Consider the following 17,144-nt stretch of genomic DNA (forward strand, 5'->3'; position numbering starts at 1 on the left):
GCCTAGGAAGGGTCCTGCGAAGAACGGGACTCTTTACGCTCGTCGGAGTGCGGGCGGAACAGTCCCTCCTGCATGACGGACACGATCAGCCTGCCCTCACGGGCATAGATCTGACCCCGGGCGAGTCCTCGCGCGCCGGTCGCGATGGGGGATTCCTGCTCGTAGAGGAACCACTCATCGGCACGGAACGGCCGATGGAACCACATGGCGTGATCCAGCGAGGCGGTATCGAAGTTCCGCGGCCCCCACAGCGGTTCGACAGGGAGACGGACGGCGTCGAGGAGAGTCATGTCACTGGCATAGGTCAGCGCGCAGGTGTGCACGAGAGGATCGTCCCCGAGCGACCCGATCGCGCGCATCCACACCGCGCTGCGCGGTTCCACCCCCGCCAGCTGGGACGGACTCCAGCGCAGCCGCTCCACATAGCGCAGGTCGAACGCCTGACGGCGCGCCATGCGCTCCAACGGAACAGGAAGCGAACCCAGGTGGGCCCGGATCTCGTCCGCCAGCTTCGGCAGGCTCTCCGGATCGGGCACCTCGGGCATCGGCAACTGGTGCTCGAACCCGGGCTCCCGCACATGGAAGGAGGCGGTCAGATTGAAGATGACACGACCGCGCTGGACGGCGACGACACGGCGTGTGGTGAACGAACGGCCGTCCCTGACCCGCTCCACCTGGTACACGATCGGCACGCCCGGAATGCCGGGCCGCAGGAAGTACGCGTGCAAGGAGTGGACGGGCCGCTCGTCGTCCACAGTCCGGCCCGCCGCCACCAGTGCCTGCCCGGCCACCTGCCCGCCGAAGACCCGCTGGAGCGATTCTTGGGGGCTGTCACCCCGGAAGATGTTGAGGTCGATCTCCTCGAGGTCCAACAGGTCCACGAGGCGTTCCGCAGGGCTGGGCCCGGTCATCTCGTGCGTTCCTTCCTCGCGGCCAGGGGGCCGGCCGCGTTCGGCGCCGCGCTCACATCGGGCCCACGTCGGTCACCTTGACCACCGCGCGGCCCTCCTCGTCCGAGGCGACCAGGTCAACCTCGGCCGAGATACCCCAGTCATGATCACCACGCGGGTCGGCGAAGGTCTGCCGGACACGCCACAGCCGGTCCTCGGGAACCTCCTCGATCCGCAGCAGTCGTGGCCCGCGGGCGTCCGGCCCCGTGCCCAGCTCGTCGTACTCGTCCCAGTAGGGGTCCATGGCCTCGGCCCAGGCGTTCTCGTCCCAGCCGTCGTCCCCGTCCATCTCGCCCAGCTCGGCGAAGCGGTCGAGCGCCGCCAGCTCCACCCGGCGGAACATCGCGTTGCGCACCAGCACCCGGAAGGCACGCGGGTTCGCCGTGACGGGCTTGACCTGGTCGGCGCGCTCCTGGGCCTCCTCCGCCGTCTCGTCCTCCGGATTCGCCAGCTGCTCCCACTCGTCCAGCAGACTGGAGTCGACCTGCCGCACCATCTCGCCGAGCCACTCGATGATGTCCTGGAAGTCTTCCGACTTGAGGTCGTCGGGGACGGTGTGCTCCAGGGCCTTGTAGGCGCTCGCCAGGTAGCGCAGCACGATGCCCTCGGTACGGGCGAGTTCGTAGAAGGAGACGAACTCACTGAAGGTCATCGCCCGTTCGTACATGTCGCGGACGACCGACTTGGGGGAGAGGAGGTGGTCACCGACCCACGGGTGGGACTTGCGGTAGAGCCCGTAGGCGTGGAAGAGCAGCTCCTCCAGCGGCTGGGGGTAGCTGATGTCCATCAGCCGCTCCATCCGCTCCTCGTACTCGATCCCGTCGGCCTTCATCTGGGCGACCGCCTCGCCCTTGGCCTTGTTCGTCTGCGCGGCCAGGATCTGCCGCGGGTCGTCCAGCGTGGACTCGACGACGGAGACCATGTCCAGCGCGTAGGAGGGCGACTCGGGGTCCAGCAGCTCGAAGGCCGCGAGCGCGAAGGTGGAGAGCGGCTGGTTGAGCGCGAAGTCCTGCTGGAGGTCGACGGTCAGCCGGATCGTGCGGCCCTCGGCGTCCGGCTCGTCCAGCCGCTCCACGATGCCGCCGTCCAGGAGGGACCGGTAGATCGCGATCGCACGGCGGATGTGCCGCAGCTGGGAACGGCGGTCCTCGTGGTTGTCCTCCAGCAGCCGGCGCATCTGCGTGAAGGCGTCACCAGGACGCGCGATCACGGAGAGCAGCATCGCGTGGGTCACCCGGAAGCGGGACGTGAGCGGCTCCGGCTCCGAGGCGATGAGCTTCTCGAAAGTCTGCTGACTCCAGTTGACGAAGCCCTCGGGCGCCTTCTTCCGGACGACCTTCCGGCGCTTCTTCGGGTCGTCTCCCGCCTTGGCGAGCGCCTTCTCGTTCTCGATCACGTGCTCCGGGGCCTGTGCGACGACGAGTCCCGAGGTGTCGAAGCCCGCGCGGCCGGCCCGGCCCGCGATCTGATGGAACTCGCGGGCACGCAGCGTACGCACCCGGTTGCCGTCGTACTTGGTGAGCGCGGTGAACAGCACGGTGCGGATGGGCACATTGACGCCGACGCCGAGGGTGTCCGTACCGCAGATGACCTTGAGCAGCCCCGCCTGCGCCAGCCGCTCCACCAGCCTCCGGTACTTCGGCAGCATCCCCGCGTGGTGCACCCCGATGCCGTGCCGTACGTACCGCGAGAGGTTGCGGCCGAATTTCGTGGTGAAACGGAAGTTGCCGATGACCTTGGCGATCTCGTCCTTCTCCGCGCGGGTCGCCATGTTGATGCTCATGAGCGCCTGCGCCCGCTCCACGGCCTGCGCCTGGGTGAAGTGCACGATGTAGACCGGCGCCTGGCGGGTCTCCAGCAGCTCCGTGAGCGTCTCGGTGAGCGTGGTGGTGCGGTAGTCGTAGCTCAGCGGCACCGGCCGGGTCGCCGAGCGGACCACAGCGGTGGGACGGCCGGTGCGGCGGGTGAGGTCCTTCTCGAAGCGTGTGACGTCACCCAGCGTCGCCGACATCAGGATGAACTGGGCCTGCGGCAGCTCCAGCAGCGGGATCTGCCACGCCCAGCCACGGTCGGGCTCGGCGTAGAAATGGAACTCGTCCATCACCACCTGGCCGATGTCGGCGTCCGCCCCGTCGCGCAGCGCGATCGAGGCGAGCACCTCCGCGGTGCAGCAGATGACGGGGGCGTCGGCGTTGACCGAGGCGTCTCCGGTGAGCATGCCGACGTTCTCGGTGCCGAACAGCTTGCACAGGTCGAAGAACTTCTCCGAGACCAGCGCCTTGATCGGCGCGGTGTAGAAGGTGACCTTGTCCTGCGCGAGCGCGGCGAAGTGAGCACCCGCCGCGACCAGGCTCTTGCCGGACCCCGTCGGTGTCGAGAGGATCACGTTCGCCCCCGACACCACCTCGATGAGCGCTTCCTCCTGGGCGGGATAGAGCGAGATGCCCCGCTCTTCCGCCCACCCCGAGAAGGACTCGAAGAGGGCATCGGGATCGGCGTCACTCGGCATCTGGTCGATAAGGGTGGCTGTCACGCCCCCCATACTGCCTGCTGTTCCGGCCGATCAGGGAACCGGTGGGCTCCCGATGATCACCGGACGCTACGCTGTGTTGCCGAACGGGTGTCAGGCCCGGACGGGAGCAGCGCGGGGGCGCGGGGCGCAGGCCGGGCCGCGGGGCCGCGAGAGTCGCGAGGTAGCAGAGGACAGGGCGGGGATACGCATGATGGGACCGGCGCACTCGCTGTCGGGAGCCGCCGCCTGGCTCGGCCTGGGAGCCGCCGTGGCTGCGGCGGGCCACCCGATGCCCTGGCCTGTGGTCGTGGTCGGCGCACTCCTGTGCGCGGGGGCGGCGCTTGCCCCGGACCTGGATCAGAAGTCCGCGACCATCTCGCGCGCATTCGGGCCTCTCTCGCACGCCTTGTGCGGAGTGATCGACAAGCTCTCCACGGCCGTCTACAACGGCACCCGCGCCCGAGGCGAACGGCACCGCTCCGGAGGACACCGCACCCTCACCCACACCTGGCCCTGGGCGCTCTTCATCGGGGCGGGGTTCGCGGCGGCGGCCGCCTTCTGGGGCCGCTGGGCGGTGCTGGTCATACTCTTCATCCACATGGTCCTTGCCGTGGAGGGCCTGCTGTGGCGGATGGCCAGGGTCTCCAGCGACGTCCTGGTGTGGCTCCTGGGAGCCGCCTGCGCCTGGATTCTGGCAGGCGTGCTGGAAGAGCCGGGCAACGGCGCCGACTGGCTGTTCTCCGGCGACGGCCAGGAGTACCTGTGGATGGGCCTGCCCATCGCCCTGGGCGCCATGGTGCACAACATCGGGGACGCCCTGACGGTCTCCGGCTGCCCGATCATGTGGCCGATACCCATAGCGGGCAAGCGGTGGTATCCGCTGGGCACCCCCCGCTTCATGCGTTTCCGCGCGGGCGCCTGGGTCGAGAACGCCGTGCTGATGCCCGCCTTCATGGTGCTGGGCGGCGCGGGCAGCCTCGTCGCCCTCGGCTTCATAGGCTGAGGCTTCCCCTCACACGCAGGTGCTTCGTCCCGGTGCCGGGGCGCCGCCGCGCGTTCTCGCGGGACGGCAGCACCCCGGAGCCTCGGCACGGGGCGCCGGCGGCGTCCGGCTCACCCGTGCCAGGAACGCCACAGGGCCGCGTACGGGCCCTGGGCGGCGACCAGGGCGTCGTGGCTGCCCAGTTCACTGATGCGCCCGTTCTCCACCACGGCGATGACGTCCGCGTCGTGGGCGGTGTGCAGCCGGTGGGCGATCGCGACCACCGTGCGCCCTTCGAGCACCTGTCCCAGCGACCGTTCCAGGTGCCGTGCGGCGCGCGGATCGAGCAGCGAGGTCGCCTCGTCGAGGACCAGCGTGTGCGGGTCGGCGAGCACCAGACGGGCCAGCGCGATCTGCTGGGCCTGTGCCGGGGTGATGGCCAGCCCGCCGGAACCGACCTCGGTGTCCAGCCCGTTCGGGAGCCCCGTGGCCCAGTCGTCCGCGTTCACCGCACCCAGCGCGGCCCACAGCTCGGCGTCGTCCGCGCCGGGGCGTGCCAGCAGGAGGTTGTCGCGCAGGGCGCCGACGAAGACGTGGTGCTCCTGGTTGACAAGCGCCACATGGCGGCGGACCTCTTCCGCGCGCATCTCGCTCAGCCGCGCTCCGCCGAGTGTGACCTCGCCGCGGCGAGGTCCGTAGATACCGGCGAGCAGCCGCCCCAGTGTCGACTTGCCGGCCCCGGACGGCCCCACCAGTGCGACTCTGCTGCCCGGGGCCACGTCGAGCGTGACACCGTGCAGGACGTCCACGTCGGGCAGGTAGCCGAAGCGTACGTCGGTGGCGCGCATGGCCTTGTCCTGGGGCGCGAGCCCACTGGTGCCGTCGTCGGGTTCGATCTCCCGCACCCCCACCAGCCGGGCGAGCGAGACCTGGGCGACCTGGAGTTCGTCGTACCAGCGCAGGATCAGCCCGACCGGTTCCACCAGCATCTGCGCGAGCAGGGCCCCGGTCGTCAGCTGGCCGACGCTGATCCATCCCTCGAGGACGAAGACGCCACCCAGCAGCAGCACACCGCCGATGATCAGCATGTTGCTGAGATTGATGGTGGGAAAGAGCACGGTGCGCAGCCACATCGTCCGCCGCTCCCACGCCGTCCACTCGGCGATCCGCCGCTCGGAGAGCGCGATCCTGCGGGCACCCAGCCTGTGCGCCTCCACCGTGCGGCCGGCGTCCACCGTCTCCGCCAGGGCAGCGGCGACGGCCGCGTAGCCGGCCGCCTCGGCGCGGTAGGCGTGCGGTGCGCGCCGGAAGTACCACCGGCAGCCGACCAGGAGCACGGGCAGGGCGAGGACCACGGCCAATGCCAGCGGAGGAGCGGTGACGCACAGTGCCCCGACCAGCAGCGCCGTCCACACCAGGCCGACGGCCAGCTGGGGGACGGCCTTGCGCATGGCCTCGGCCAGCCGGTCGATGTCGGTGGTGATCCGGGAGAGCAGGTCGCCCGTCCCCGCCCGCTCCAGGACGCCGGGCGGCAGGCCGACGGAGCGGACGAGGAAGTCCTCCCTCAGGTCCGCCAGCATCTCCTCGCCCAGCATGGCGCCGCGCAGCCGGACCTGCTGGGTGAAGACCGTCTGCACGAGCAGCGCCACGGCGAACAGGGCGGTTATCCGGCCCAGCCGCAGGTCTCGGTCTCCTGCCGCGAGGTCGTCGACGACCTCGCCCAGCAGCCGCGGTCCGACCATGGAGGCGATGACGGCCACGCTGTTCACGGTGACGAGCAGCAGGAAGGTGCGCCTGTGGCGCCGCAGCAGCGCACGGACATAGGAACGGACGGTCGCCGGCGTACCGACCGGAAGGATGGTGACGTCCTCCGGAGCCGAGGGGTCGTAGGCGGGTTCGGGCACGCCGAACCGCCGTGCGCCCCGCACCCGGGTCCCGGCTGCTGGTCGGCTCCCCGACTTCAGCCGGGTGCTCTGGGAACTCACGCGGACTCGACCTCCTCGGCCTGGGCGCTACCCGTTCTCACACGCATACGCGGGGACGCCGCCGGCGGCGTCCCACGGACTTCCTGCGACTCACCGGCCGTCGACTCCTCACCGGTCTCCGGCTCCGCCCCGTCCGCTCGCGGCGGCTCCCGGGTCTCTTCCGGCCCCTGCGGCTCCAGGGGCTCACGCGTGACGACGGAGCGGTACGCGGCGTCGGCACGGACGAGCTCGCGGTGCGTGCCCGCCGCCGTGGCTCGTCCCCCGTGGACGAAGACGACCCGGTCGGCACGGTCGAGCAGCAGCGGGCTGGAGGAGAAGACCACGGTCGTCCGGCCGGAGCGCAGTCGTCGCAGCTCGCGGGCGATCCGCGCCTCGGTGTGGGAGTCGACCGCCGAGGTGGGCTCGTCCAGCACCAGGACCGGAGGGGCGGTGAACAGGGAACGCGCCAGGGCGAGGCGCTGCCGCTGGCCGCCGGAGAGCGACCGGCCCCGCTCGGTGATCCGGGCCCGTGTCGGATCGCCGTCGGCGTCGGGGCTGCCCTGCACCAGTGCCTCCAGTACGTCGTCGCACTGTGCGGCCGCCAATGCCTGCTGGACGCTCACCTCACCGGAGGAGGGGACCTCGAACAGCTCGGCGAGTGTTCCCGACAGCAGCACCGGGTCCTTGTCCTGCACCAGGACTGCCGTGCGGGCCTGCTCCAGCGGCATGCGGTCCAGCGGTTCGCCGTCCAGCAGGACGGACGCCGGGACCGAGGCCGTGGCGGGCCGCTGCTCACCGTCGCCGAGCGCGGTGCCGCCGTCCGCCCCCGAGGGAGGGTGCCCTCCCAGCCGCTCGGCGAGGCGCCCGGCCGCGTCCGGGTCGCCGCAGACCACGGCCGTCAGCACCCCGGTCGGCGCGTGCAGAGCCGTGACGGGGTCGTACAGGCCCTGCCGCAGGTCTCTCCCCCCGCCGCTGCCGTTTCCGTCCGTTCTCACGTTCGCGCTGCCGGGAGCGCTCCCGAGGCCGCTCGTACGTTCGCTGCCACCGCCGTTGGTGCGCACACCCGCAGAGCTGTTCCCGCTGCCGTGCTCGTACTCGTGTTCGTTGCGCCGCAGGCCCAGTACCCGGGCGGCGCGCGCGGCGGAGGGGCGGGAGAAGGAGTACGACATCGCGAACTCCCCGAAGAGCTGGAGAGGAAGGAGGAGGAAGCTGATCGCCCCGTACACGGTGACCAGCTCGCCCACCGCGATACGGCCCTCCAGTGCCAGCCGGGCTCCGTACCCCACCACGGCGATCAGCAGCAGACCCGGCAGGGCGACCTGGAGGGCTTCGATGAGTGACCACATCCGTGCCGTCCGCACGGCGGCGCGCCGCACTTCCTGCGAAGCCTTCCGGTACCGGTCGAGGAACAGCTCCTCGCCACCGATACCGCGCAGCACCCGGAGTCCGGCCACGGTGTCGGCGGCCAGTTCCGTGGCGCGCCCCGCCTTCTCCCGCTGGGCGTCCGCGCGCCGGGTCGCCCGTGGCAGCAGCGGCAGCACGGTGAGCGCCAGTGCGAGCATGCCGACGCAGGCCAGCAGTCCGAGCTGCGGCTGGTACACGGCCAGGGCCGCGCACACACCCAGCGTCGTCAGCAGGGCCGCGCTGAAGCGGGAGACCGCTTCGACGCACCATCCGATGCGTTCGATGTCACCGGTCGAGACGGCGACCACTTCTCCGGCCGCGACCCGGCGGGTGAGCGTGGCGCCCAGGTCGGCCGTACGGCGGGCCAGCAACTGTTGGACGCGCGCGGCGGCGGTGATCCAGTTGGTGACGGCCACCCGGTGCAGCATCGTGTCGCCGACGGTCACCGATACGGTGGCGACGGCCATCGCCACGCCGGCCCACGCGAGGTCCGCGCCCGAACGGTGCACCACGGCGTTCACCGCCATCCCGGCGACCGCGGGGAACGACGCGATCGAGGCGAGGTGCAGCACACCCCAGCCCAGCGCCTTCAGCTGGCCGCCCGTCTGCTTGCGGCCCAACCACAGGAGCAGCCGGAAACCCGACCGTACGTCCGGGTCTCCGGGGTCTTCGTAGGGGAGGTCGCGAATCTGCATGAGGTTCCAGTCGGTCGACGAAGCACACTCGGTGAAATGCGGTCTCGGACCGCCCGGCGGCAGCCTGCCGTGCGGACGACGGACGGGCCGGAGGACGGACGGGGCGAACGGGGCGGTCAGTGAGGACAGGTCAGGACGGTCACAGCGAACGCGGTCATGGGCGGTCCGGAGGGGCGTGCGAGGGGCTCGTATGTCGGTGAAGCGGTCTGGTGGAGGCGGGTGCGCCTATCAGGAGGCGGGCATGCGTAGGGGCAGGGGGCGGCCCTGCGGGTGTGCGCCGATCCCATCCGGTGACCGGTGCTCCTGGCAAAGGGTTTTACCCGGAAGCGGCACACTTCCGGCCAATGCGAGGATGGAGGACATGCGCATAGGTGGGGCAGGACGGACAGGCGGCAAAGCGACGGCACACGGGCGCACCACGGGCCGCCCCCAGGATCCGACGGCGGCCAGGGCCAGAGCGCGGGCCAAGGCAAAGGCGGCCCTTGTGGCCGCGGCGGGCGGCACGGTGCTGGCGGTATTGCTCGCCGGCTGCGGTTCCGGCGACGGCGATCAGGCCTCCGAGCGCGCGGCCGGCCACGCGAAGAAGGCCGGCCCGGGGAACGGCGCCCAGGCGTCCGAGTCATCGGCCCGGGCCGAGCTGGCCAAGGACCCGACGCGGATCCCCCGGGTGGGGGACAGGCTCCAGGCCAGGATTCCCGCGAACAGCGCCCAGGTGGTGGCTGTCGAGGGAGCGGGCAAGGACTCGGCGGACGCGACGGTGCGCCTCTACACCCGGCAGGGTGAGAAGTGGCGCATGGAGCACACATGGGCCGCGCACAACGGCAAGAAGGGGTGGACGCACAGCCACCGTCAGGGTGACAAGCGCAGCCCTGTCGGTGTCTTCACGCTCTCCGACGCCGGCGGCGTACTGCCGCAGCCGGACGCCAAGCTGCCGTACGCCCACACGTCCGCGTTCACGCCGCCCACGTACTGGCCGAAGAAGACCCGGCACGACTTCGACCATGTGATCGCCATCGACTACAACCGCGTCAAGGGCACTTCCCCCCTCGACCCGACCCGGCCGCAGGGCCAGGCCAAGGGGGGCAGTATCTGGCTGCACATGGACCACGGCAGCGGTACGTCCGGGTGTGTGAGCCTCTCCAAGTCCGGGATGGAGACGCTGCTGCGCACCCTGGACCCGAAGAAGCACCCTGTGGTGGTCATGGGGGACAAGGCGTCGCTCAAGGGCTGAGCGACGCCTTCCCCGCCCTGTCCGTCGTGCCCGGGCAGGCCGGCCCCCGGGGAACAAGCGCCTCGAGAACCGGTCTCGCCCGAGTTGGATCCGCAGGGACCGGCGCCGCGCAAGCCGGACCCGTGGGGACCGGTTCCGCACAGGCCGGTCCCATAGGAATCGGTTCCATGCGGGCAGGCCCCGGCGCAAGGAGAGGGCCGGTCACTCTTCCGGCTTCTCGGAGTCCACGCCGGGCCGCTTCTTCTTCCACAGCCCGCGCGTGAAGTCGGGGAACTCCTGGGGGGTGCCCTGCGCCTTGATGGAGGCGTGGCTCAGTGGCACGGGCGCGGTCCAGGTCGCGGCGTCGTACACGTCGAAGTCGGGCACCAGTCCGAGTCGCATGCACTGCATGAGGCGGAAGAGCATGAGGTAGTCCATGCCGCCGTGCCCGCCGGGCGGATTGGCGTGTTCTTTCCACAGCCAGTGGTCGTGGTCCTTGTACGTGTCGAAGTCGCCCCACTTGTCACCGGACATGTCCGGCTCCAGGTAGATGCGGGGAGGGTAGTCCTCGAAGACGCCCTTGGTGCCGCCGAGGATGTTGAGCCGGGAGTAGGGATGGGGGTTGGAGACGTCCTGCTCCAGGCGGATGACCCGGCCCTTGGCGGTCTGGACGAGGCTGATGGCCATGTCGCTCTTGACGTACGTCTCCTTCCAGCTCTCGTCGTCCGGCGGCATGTGCTCCTCGCGGTAGGCCGCCAGGCCGAGTGCGGGGGAGCCGAAGGTGGTGATGCGGACGGCCCGGTCACCGCGGTTGATGTCCATATAGGTGGCGGCGGGGCCGAAGCCGTGATTCGGGTACAGGTCCCCCTTGAGCCGGGTGTGCCACTTGCGGCGCCAGGGTCCCTCGTAATAGTCGGGGTCGAACATCAGCCCGCGCAGGTCGTGCAGATAGGCGCCGGCGCTGTGCAGCAGGTCGCCGAAGAGCCCCTGATGGGCCATGCGCAGGACGCGCATCTCGTTCTGCCCGTACACGCAGTTCTCCAGCTGCATGCAGTGCCTGCGGGTGGTCTCCGAGAGATCGACCAGCTCCCACAGCTGCTTCAGCTCCATCGCGATCGGACACTCGACCCCGACGTGTTTGCCGCCCTTCAGCGCGGCCTTGGCCATCTCGAAGTGCCAGTCCCACGGGGTGGCGACGTAGACGAAGTCGAGATCACCGCGTCCGCACAGCTTCTCGAAGTCGTGGTCGCCCTTGGTGTAGAGAGCGGGCGCGGGTTGGCCCGCGTCGGTGACCTTCTTCGCCGCCCGCTCGGTCTTCTCCCGTACGGGGTCGCACAATGCGACGACCCGCACCCCTTCCAGCGCCAGGAACAGGTCGATCATGCTGCCGCCGCGCTGGCCCAGACCGATGATGCCGACCCGGACCGTGCCGCGTTCCTCGAACGGTACGCCGATCATCGTCCGGCCCTTGCGGGGCGGTGTCACCGGCTGGGTTCCGCCCGCTGTCGCCGCCGTGGCAGTGCCGGGCGACGCCGCGTCGGCAGCCGGTGTGCCCAGCGCGCCGATTCCCAGGCCGGCTCCCGCGGCTCCGGCACCCCGCAGCACGGAACGGCGGCTGAATCCTTGCTCGTCACTCATCAGGTCTCCCGCAGGTCGCTGCACGTCGGATGGGTGAGCCGGGCTTGTGAACCCGGCTATGGACCTTGGTGGTTGAGACCAGTGATGCGCAAGAGTGCGGACTTGGACTCTCGTTGCCCGTGGATGGACTTCTGGTGCCGCAAAACCTTGCAGCAATTCACTGGAGATTCTTGCTGAGCCTCTTGACGCGTCTCCGACGGGCGGGCAGTCTCCCGGCCGTACCCATGAACCCGCCCGGTGCGACGGCGTGTTCATGTCCCCCCACGGTGGCCCAGGCGCCTGGCTGCCTTCCGGGCATTCCCATGCCCGTACACCGAAGGAGCCGCACGATGAGAAGACGACTGCTCAACGCGAGCACGGCAGGGGTGCTGGCCGTGAGCGGACTGCTGGCCACTGCGCCTTGGCAAGCCCAGGCAACGGCTTCCCCTCACGGGTCGCGGACAGCCTCCCCCCACGACATGCGGACGGCCTCTCCCCACGAGCCGCGGACGGCCCCCCTCCGTGGCTCACGGGCCGCATCGCCTCACACGCAGCAGGCCGCGCCGCCCGGCGGACGGGCCGTCACCGCGACCCTGTTCGAGCGCCCCTTCACCTCCGTCGCCCAGGAGTGCACGGATACGCTCGGCCCGGCCGGATACGGCTATGTCGAGGTCTCGCCGGCCACCGAACACATCCAGGGTGACCAGTGGTGGACGTCCTACCAGCCGGTCAGCTACAAGATCGCCGGACGGCTGGGGAGCCGTGCCGATTTCGCGCACATGGTCGAGACATGCGAGGCGGCAGGCGTCAAGGTCATCGCCGACGCCGTCATCAACCACATGTCCTCCGGCTCGGGAACCGGCACCGGTGGCACGTCGTACACCAAGTACGGCTATCCCGGCACCTACGAGGACGCCGACTTCCACACCTGCCGGCGGGACATCAAGGACTACACCGACCGCGGAGACGTGCAGAGCTGCGAACTGGTGGGGCTGGCCGACCTCGACACCGGCAGCGAGAAGGTACGCGCCGCCCTCGCCCGCTACCTCGACGATCTGCGCTCCCTCGGTGTGGCGGGCTTCCGGATCGACGCCGCCAAGCACATCGCGGCCGACGACCTGGCGGCGGTCAAGGCCAGGATGATCCAGGACCCGGGCTTCTGGGTCAGCGAGGTGATCCACGGCGAGGGCGAGGCGGTGCAGCCGGGTGAGTACACCGGCGTCGGGGACGTCGACGAGTTCCGCTACGGGCGCCATCTCAAGAGCGCCTTCCAAGGCGGTGACCTCGGCTCGCTGCGAACCGTCGGGGACGGCAAGCTGGAGAGCGGGTCGGCCCGCACCTTCGTCGACAACTGGGACACCGAACGCAACGGCTCCACCCTCACCTACAAGGACGGGCCCGCCCACACCCTCGCCAACGTCTTCCTGCTCGCGCATCCCTACGGCTCGCCCAATGTCCACTCGGGCTACGAGTTCACCGACAACGACGCGGGCCCGCCCGGTGGCGACACCGGCTGGACCGGGTTCCACGCCCGGCCCGAGATCACCGGCATGGTCGGCTTCCGCAACGCGGTAGGCCAGGCGGAACTGACCCATTGGTGGTCCGAGGGCCCAGCCCTCGCCTTCGGACGCGGCGACAAGGGTTTCGTCGCGCTCAACAACGGGGACCGCGAGCTGAACCGCACGTTCCGGACCTCGCTGCCCGAGGGCACGTACTGCAACGTGGCCTCCGCGCAGGGCGGCTGCGGACAGAAGGTGACGGTCGCCGCCGACGGTACCGCCCAGCTGACGGTGCCGGCCCGGAGCGCGGTCGCCCTCCATGTGAACGCGACCGGTTGACGGACCCGGGGCGGGCCGTCGCGCGCGGTGCGCCCCCGGGCTGCTGGACGAGCATCGCCGGCCCCCGCGTTGCCGGGCGCCCCTGGCTGCCGTCTCTCTCGTGCCGGATCCCCGGCTGCCGGGCTCCCGCATCGCGGGAGCCCGGCCCGTTGAGCCCCGGTTCACCGGGGCCGGGTGGCCCGCTCCAGTTCCTGGATCGCCGAGTGGTATCCGCGATTGCCCGTGGCGTGGTCGAGTCCGATCTCGCACGTCCGGTTCGCCGACAGATACGTGTCGTAGGAGCGTTCGGCCACCTCGGCCGCCTCCCGGGCCGTCGCGGCGGCCGTCAGCTCCTCGTGCAGCAGGCCGCGGTCGCCCGCGAAGGCGCAGCAGCCGGCGTCCAGCGGCACCACGACCTCCTCCGCACACGCCTCAGCGACCTCCCGCAGCTCCGCCTCGTCGTCCAGATGCCGCATGGAGCAGGTGGGGTGGAGGACGGCGGAGGCGACGCGCCGCTCGACGGTCAGGCGCGGCAGCAGCTCCCGTGCCGCCCACACCAGGGAGTCGTAGACGGTCAGCCGTTCGTGGAGTTTGCGGTTGGCGGGTGTGAGGTAGGGCACGACTTCCTCGGCGATCCCCAGGGTGCACGAGGAGGCGTCCACCACGAGGGGCAGCTCGCCACCGTCAGTCCACCGCCACGCGGCCTCCACCATGCGGTTGGCCATCAGCGTGTTTCCCGCCTCGTAGCCCTTGGAGTGCCAGATCGTGGAGCAGCAGGTGCCGGTGAGGTCCTCCGGTATCCATACCGGACGGCCGGCGCGGGCCGAGACGGTGACCATGGCCTCCGGCAGGGACAGGCCGTCGTAGCCGTGCGGGTCGCCGAAGATGCGGTTCACACATGCCGGGTAGTAGACCGCCGCGGCGTGCTGCCTGCTGGTCGCGGGGAGCCGGCGAGCCGCCGGGGCCGGGATCTCCGGCAGCCACTCGGGCACCAGATCGGGACGGACCGCCTTGCGTGCGGCGGCGGTCACCTTGCCGAGCAAGCGGTCACCCAGATCGCCCTCACGCCCGCGTAGGCGCCTGCGCAACTGGTCGGCCGCCGCGACGGCCAGCCGGGCCGAACGCTCCACACGCGCGAAGTGCCGTGCCGCCCGCGCCGCGTTGCGTTCCTCGCGGGGCGAGTGCCGTGCGTGCCGGAAGGACTTCATCAGCGCGCCGGTGTCGATGCCCACGGGACAGTCCAGCTTGCACGTGGAGTCGCCCGCGCAGGTGTCAACGGCGTCGTACCCGTAGCTGGCGAGCAGGTTCTCCCCGACGAGTGAGCCGCGGGGCTGGCGCAGCATCTCGCGGCGCAGCACGATGCGCTGGCGCGGCGTGGTGGTCAGATCCTCACTGGGGCAGGTCGGTTCGCAAAAGCCGCACTCGATGCACGGGTCGGCGAGGGCCTCCACGCCGGGGATGGACTTCAGGCCGCGCAGGTGCGCGCGCGGATCCCTGTCCAGCAGGACGCCGGGCGCCAGCACCCCGGTCGGGTCCACCAAACGCTTGATCCGCCACATCAGTTCCGTGGCCTTGCTGCCCCATTCCAGTTCCAGGAAGGGTGCGATGTTCCGGCCCGTGGCGTGCTCCGCCTTGAGGGAACCGTCGAAGCGCTCGACCGTCATCCGGCAGAACTCGTCCATGAAAGCGGCGTACCGGGCCACGTCGCCGCTGTCGGACGCGTCGAAGGCGAGCAGGAAGTGCAGGTTGCCGTGGGCCGCGTGGCCCGCCACGGCGGCGTCGAAACCGTGCCGCTCCTGAAGCTCCAGCAGCGCTTCGCAGGCCTCGGCCAGCCGCGAGGGAGGTACCGCGAAGTCCTCGGTGATCAGCGTCGTCCCGGAGGGCCGCGACCCGCCGACCGCCGTGACGAACGCCTTGCGGGCCTTCCAGTAGAAGCCGATCGTCCCGGGGTCCCGTGTCAGCTCGTTGGTGACGGACGGCACAGGGGCGACCAGTTCCAGACCGGCCAGCACCTCACGGGCCGCCCGCTCGCGCTCCTCCTGGACGGCGTCGTCGGGGGAGCGGAACTCCACCAGCAGCGCTGTGGTCTCCTTCGGCAGCCGGGCCCAGTCCTCGGGCACCCCGGCCACACTCACGGAGGCCCGCAGGGTGTTGCCGTCCATCAGCTCGACGGACATCGCACCGGCCTCGTTGAAGCGCGGCACGGCCGCGGCCGCGGCGGAGAGGGTGGGGAAGAAGAACATGCCGGTGGAGGTGCGCCGGTGCAGCGGGAGGGTGTCGAAGACCAGCTCTGCGAGGAAGCCGAGCGTGCCCTGGGAGCCCACCATGAGACCGCGCAGGATCTCCACCGGTGTCGTACCGTCCAGGAAGGCGTCCAGTCGGTACCCATTGGTGTTCTTCAGCTCGTGCTTGGCGCGGATGCGGGCGACGAGCGCGGGGTCGGCCTCGATCTCCTCCTTCAGCGCGAGCAGGCCCTCGCACAGCGCGGGCTCGTCACGGGCCAGCTTCTCGTCGGCCGCCGGGTCGCCGGTGTCCACGACCGTGCCGCTCGGCAGGACGCAGGTGAGGGAGGAGAGGGTGCGGTAGGAGTTGCGGGTCGTTCCCGCCGTCATCCCGGAGGCGTTGTTGGCGACCACGCCGCCGACCGTGCAGGCGACGGCACTGGCCGGATCGGGACCCAGCAGCCGCCCGTGCGGTGCCAGCGCGGCGTTGGCCCGGAAGACCGTCGTCCCGGGCCGGATCCGCGCCCGCCTGCCCCCGTCGAGCACCTCGACGCCCGCCCAGTGGCGTCGCACATCCACCAGGATGTCCTCGCCCTGCGCCTGGCCGTTGAGCGATGTCCCGGCGGCCCGGAAGACGACGTCGCGGCCGTTCTCCCGCGCGTACGCGAGCACCGCGGCGACGTCGGCCACGTCCTCGGCGAGCACGACGGCTTTCGGGATGAAACGGTAGGGGCTCGCGTCGGACGCGTAACGCACCAGGTCCAAGACCTTCGAGAGGACCTTCCCGGCGCCCAGCAGGCGCTCCAGATCGCTCCGCAGCGGCTGGGGGGTGCCGTGTGCCCGCTCTTCCGGTACGCGGTCCGCGGCCGGGGAGTGGCCCGCACCCGTGCGCGGGCGCAGGGCTCCAGGCTTCGGTTCGAGCAGCGGCATGGCATCTCCTGAGCGCACAGGGAGGGCGGGGCGTGAGTGGGGGATGTGTGAGCCAATGCTAGTTCGGCCCTCCGACACCGGCCGCCGGGGTCGTACCCGCCGGACAACGCTCCCGGGCCGGCCCGACGGCTCGCATGTCGCCATCGGCGCCGTGAAGGCGGGGGCGGCGGGGGTGACGGGGGCGGTCGGCTAGCCGCCGTGCCTGTGCCCGTCACATCCGTGGTGCGGGCCGTCGTGCCGGCAGTCGTGTCCGTTGAGCAGGGACAGCAGGCGGCTCAGTTCGTCGCGCTGCGGTGCCGAGAGAGGGGCCAGCAGTTCTTCCGTCGCCGTCCGGCGTGCCCGGCGCAGTGCGATCAGCGCTTCGGTGCCGCCCTCCGTCAGCCGGATGCGGGTCACCCGGCGGTTCGCGGTGTCGGGGGCGCGGCGCACCAGTCCGCGTTCCTCCAGCGCGTCGACGAGGCTCGTGACCTGGCGGGGGACCACGCCGAGCCGTTCGGCGAGGTCGGCCATCCGGGGCGGTTCGGCGCTGTGCGCGACCATGCGCAGCATCCGCCCCTGCGCCGGTGTGACCCCCAGGGGTGCGAGGTTCCGCCGGTGCGCGTGATTGATCCGCCTGGTCAGACGCAGCAGTTGGTCGGCCAGATCGGTGGCGGATTCGTCGGCGGGGTGGTGAACCATGGGCGCAGATTATCAGGGACCTTGTTCGTTGTGAGTATAGGTAACAATGAACTATGCTCCGATCCCGGTGCGTGCGGGAGGGCAGAGCCCACCGCTCGGACCGCCGGGCAGGCCGTCGGCCGGCCACCTGGACCCGATGCGCTCTCATCCGATCCCGAGGAGC

The 17,144-nt window shown here is 70.8% G+C and carries 10 protein-coding genes; 3 read left to right on the forward strand and 7 right to left on the reverse strand.

Translation table 11 applies throughout. The features are described 5' to 3' along the window. Positions 1 to 2 precede the first annotated feature (2 nt). Both FM076_RS29615 and FM076_RS29620 read right to left on the reverse strand, forming a co-directional pair. Positions 3 to 911 (reverse strand): acyl-CoA thioesterase, encoded by a 909-nt coding sequence (locus tag FM076_RS29615; protein WP_173873921.1) that lies wholly within the window; start codon positions 909 to 911, stop codon positions 3 to 5. Between the two features lie 52 nt (positions 912 to 963). After that, the gene (locus FM076_RS29620; RefSeq protein ID WP_173873922.1) at positions 964 to 3,492 is read right to left on the reverse strand and encodes a DEAD/DEAH box helicase; all 2,529 of its coding nucleotides are present in this window, start codon (positions 3,490 to 3,492) and stop codon (positions 964 to 966) included. 178 nt (positions 3,493 to 3,670) lie between these two features. On the opposite strand from FM076_RS29620, the gene FM076_RS29625 reads away from it, so the two are divergent. Next, entirely contained in the window at positions 3,671 to 4,465 is a 795-nt protein-coding gene (locus FM076_RS29625) for a metal-dependent hydrolase (protein ID WP_173873923.1), read from the forward strand. A gap of 110 nt (positions 4,466 to 4,575) precedes the next feature. On the opposite strand, the gene FM076_RS29630 is transcribed toward FM076_RS29625, so the two are convergent. Beyond that, positions 4,576 to 6,372 carry an ABC transporter transmembrane domain-containing protein gene (locus FM076_RS29630; RefSeq protein ID WP_173875095.1) on the reverse strand — a complete coding sequence of 599 codons (1,797 nt, stop codon included), beginning with the start codon at positions 6,370 to 6,372 and terminating at the stop codon, positions 4,576 to 4,578. Between the two features lie 53 nt (positions 6,373 to 6,425). Continuing rightward, positions 6,426 to 8,507, reverse strand: a complete 2,082-nt coding sequence (locus tag FM076_RS29635) for an ABC transporter transmembrane domain-containing protein (protein WP_173873924.1) — start codon at positions 8,505 to 8,507, stop codon at positions 6,426 to 6,428. 361 nt (positions 8,508 to 8,868) lie between these two features. Between FM076_RS29635 and FM076_RS29640 the strand changes: the two genes are divergently transcribed. Next, positions 8,869 to 9,738 (forward strand): L,D-transpeptidase family protein, encoded by an 870-nt coding sequence (locus FM076_RS29640; RefSeq protein ID WP_243274670.1) that lies wholly within the window; start codon positions 8,869 to 8,871, stop codon positions 9,736 to 9,738. Between the two features lie 201 nt (positions 9,739 to 9,939). Here FM076_RS29640 and FM076_RS29645 read toward each other — a convergent pair whose 3' ends face one another. After that, positions 9,940 to 11,355, reverse strand: a complete 1,416-nt coding sequence (locus FM076_RS29645; protein ID WP_173873925.1) for a Gfo/Idh/MocA family protein — start codon at positions 11,353 to 11,355, stop codon at positions 9,940 to 9,942. Positions 11,356 to 11,684: 329 nt separating this feature from the next. Here FM076_RS29645 and FM076_RS29650 point away from each other — a divergent pair, with 329 nt between their 5' ends. Continuing rightward, positions 11,685 to 13,172 (forward strand): alpha-amylase, encoded by a 1,488-nt coding sequence (locus FM076_RS29650; protein ID WP_173873926.1) that lies wholly within the window; start codon positions 11,685 to 11,687, stop codon positions 13,170 to 13,172. A 161-nt stretch (positions 13,173 to 13,333) separates the two neighbouring features. On the opposite strand, the gene FM076_RS29655 is transcribed toward FM076_RS29650, so the two are convergent. Next, entirely contained in the window at positions 13,334 to 16,303 is a 2,970-nt protein-coding gene (locus FM076_RS29655) for an FAD-binding and (Fe-S)-binding domain-containing protein (protein ID WP_173873927.1), read from the reverse strand. A 189-nt stretch (positions 16,304 to 16,492) separates the two neighbouring features. Continuing rightward, entirely contained in the window at positions 16,493 to 16,981 is a 489-nt protein-coding gene (locus FM076_RS29660; RefSeq protein WP_173873928.1) for a MarR family winged helix-turn-helix transcriptional regulator, read from the reverse strand. Positions 16,982 to 17,144 lie beyond the last annotated feature (163 nt).

Source organism: Streptomyces albus subsp. chlorinus (assembly GCF_013302895.1).
Classification (GTDB): domain Bacteria; phylum Actinomycetota; class Actinomycetes; order Streptomycetales; family Streptomycetaceae; genus Streptomyces; species Streptomyces chlorinus.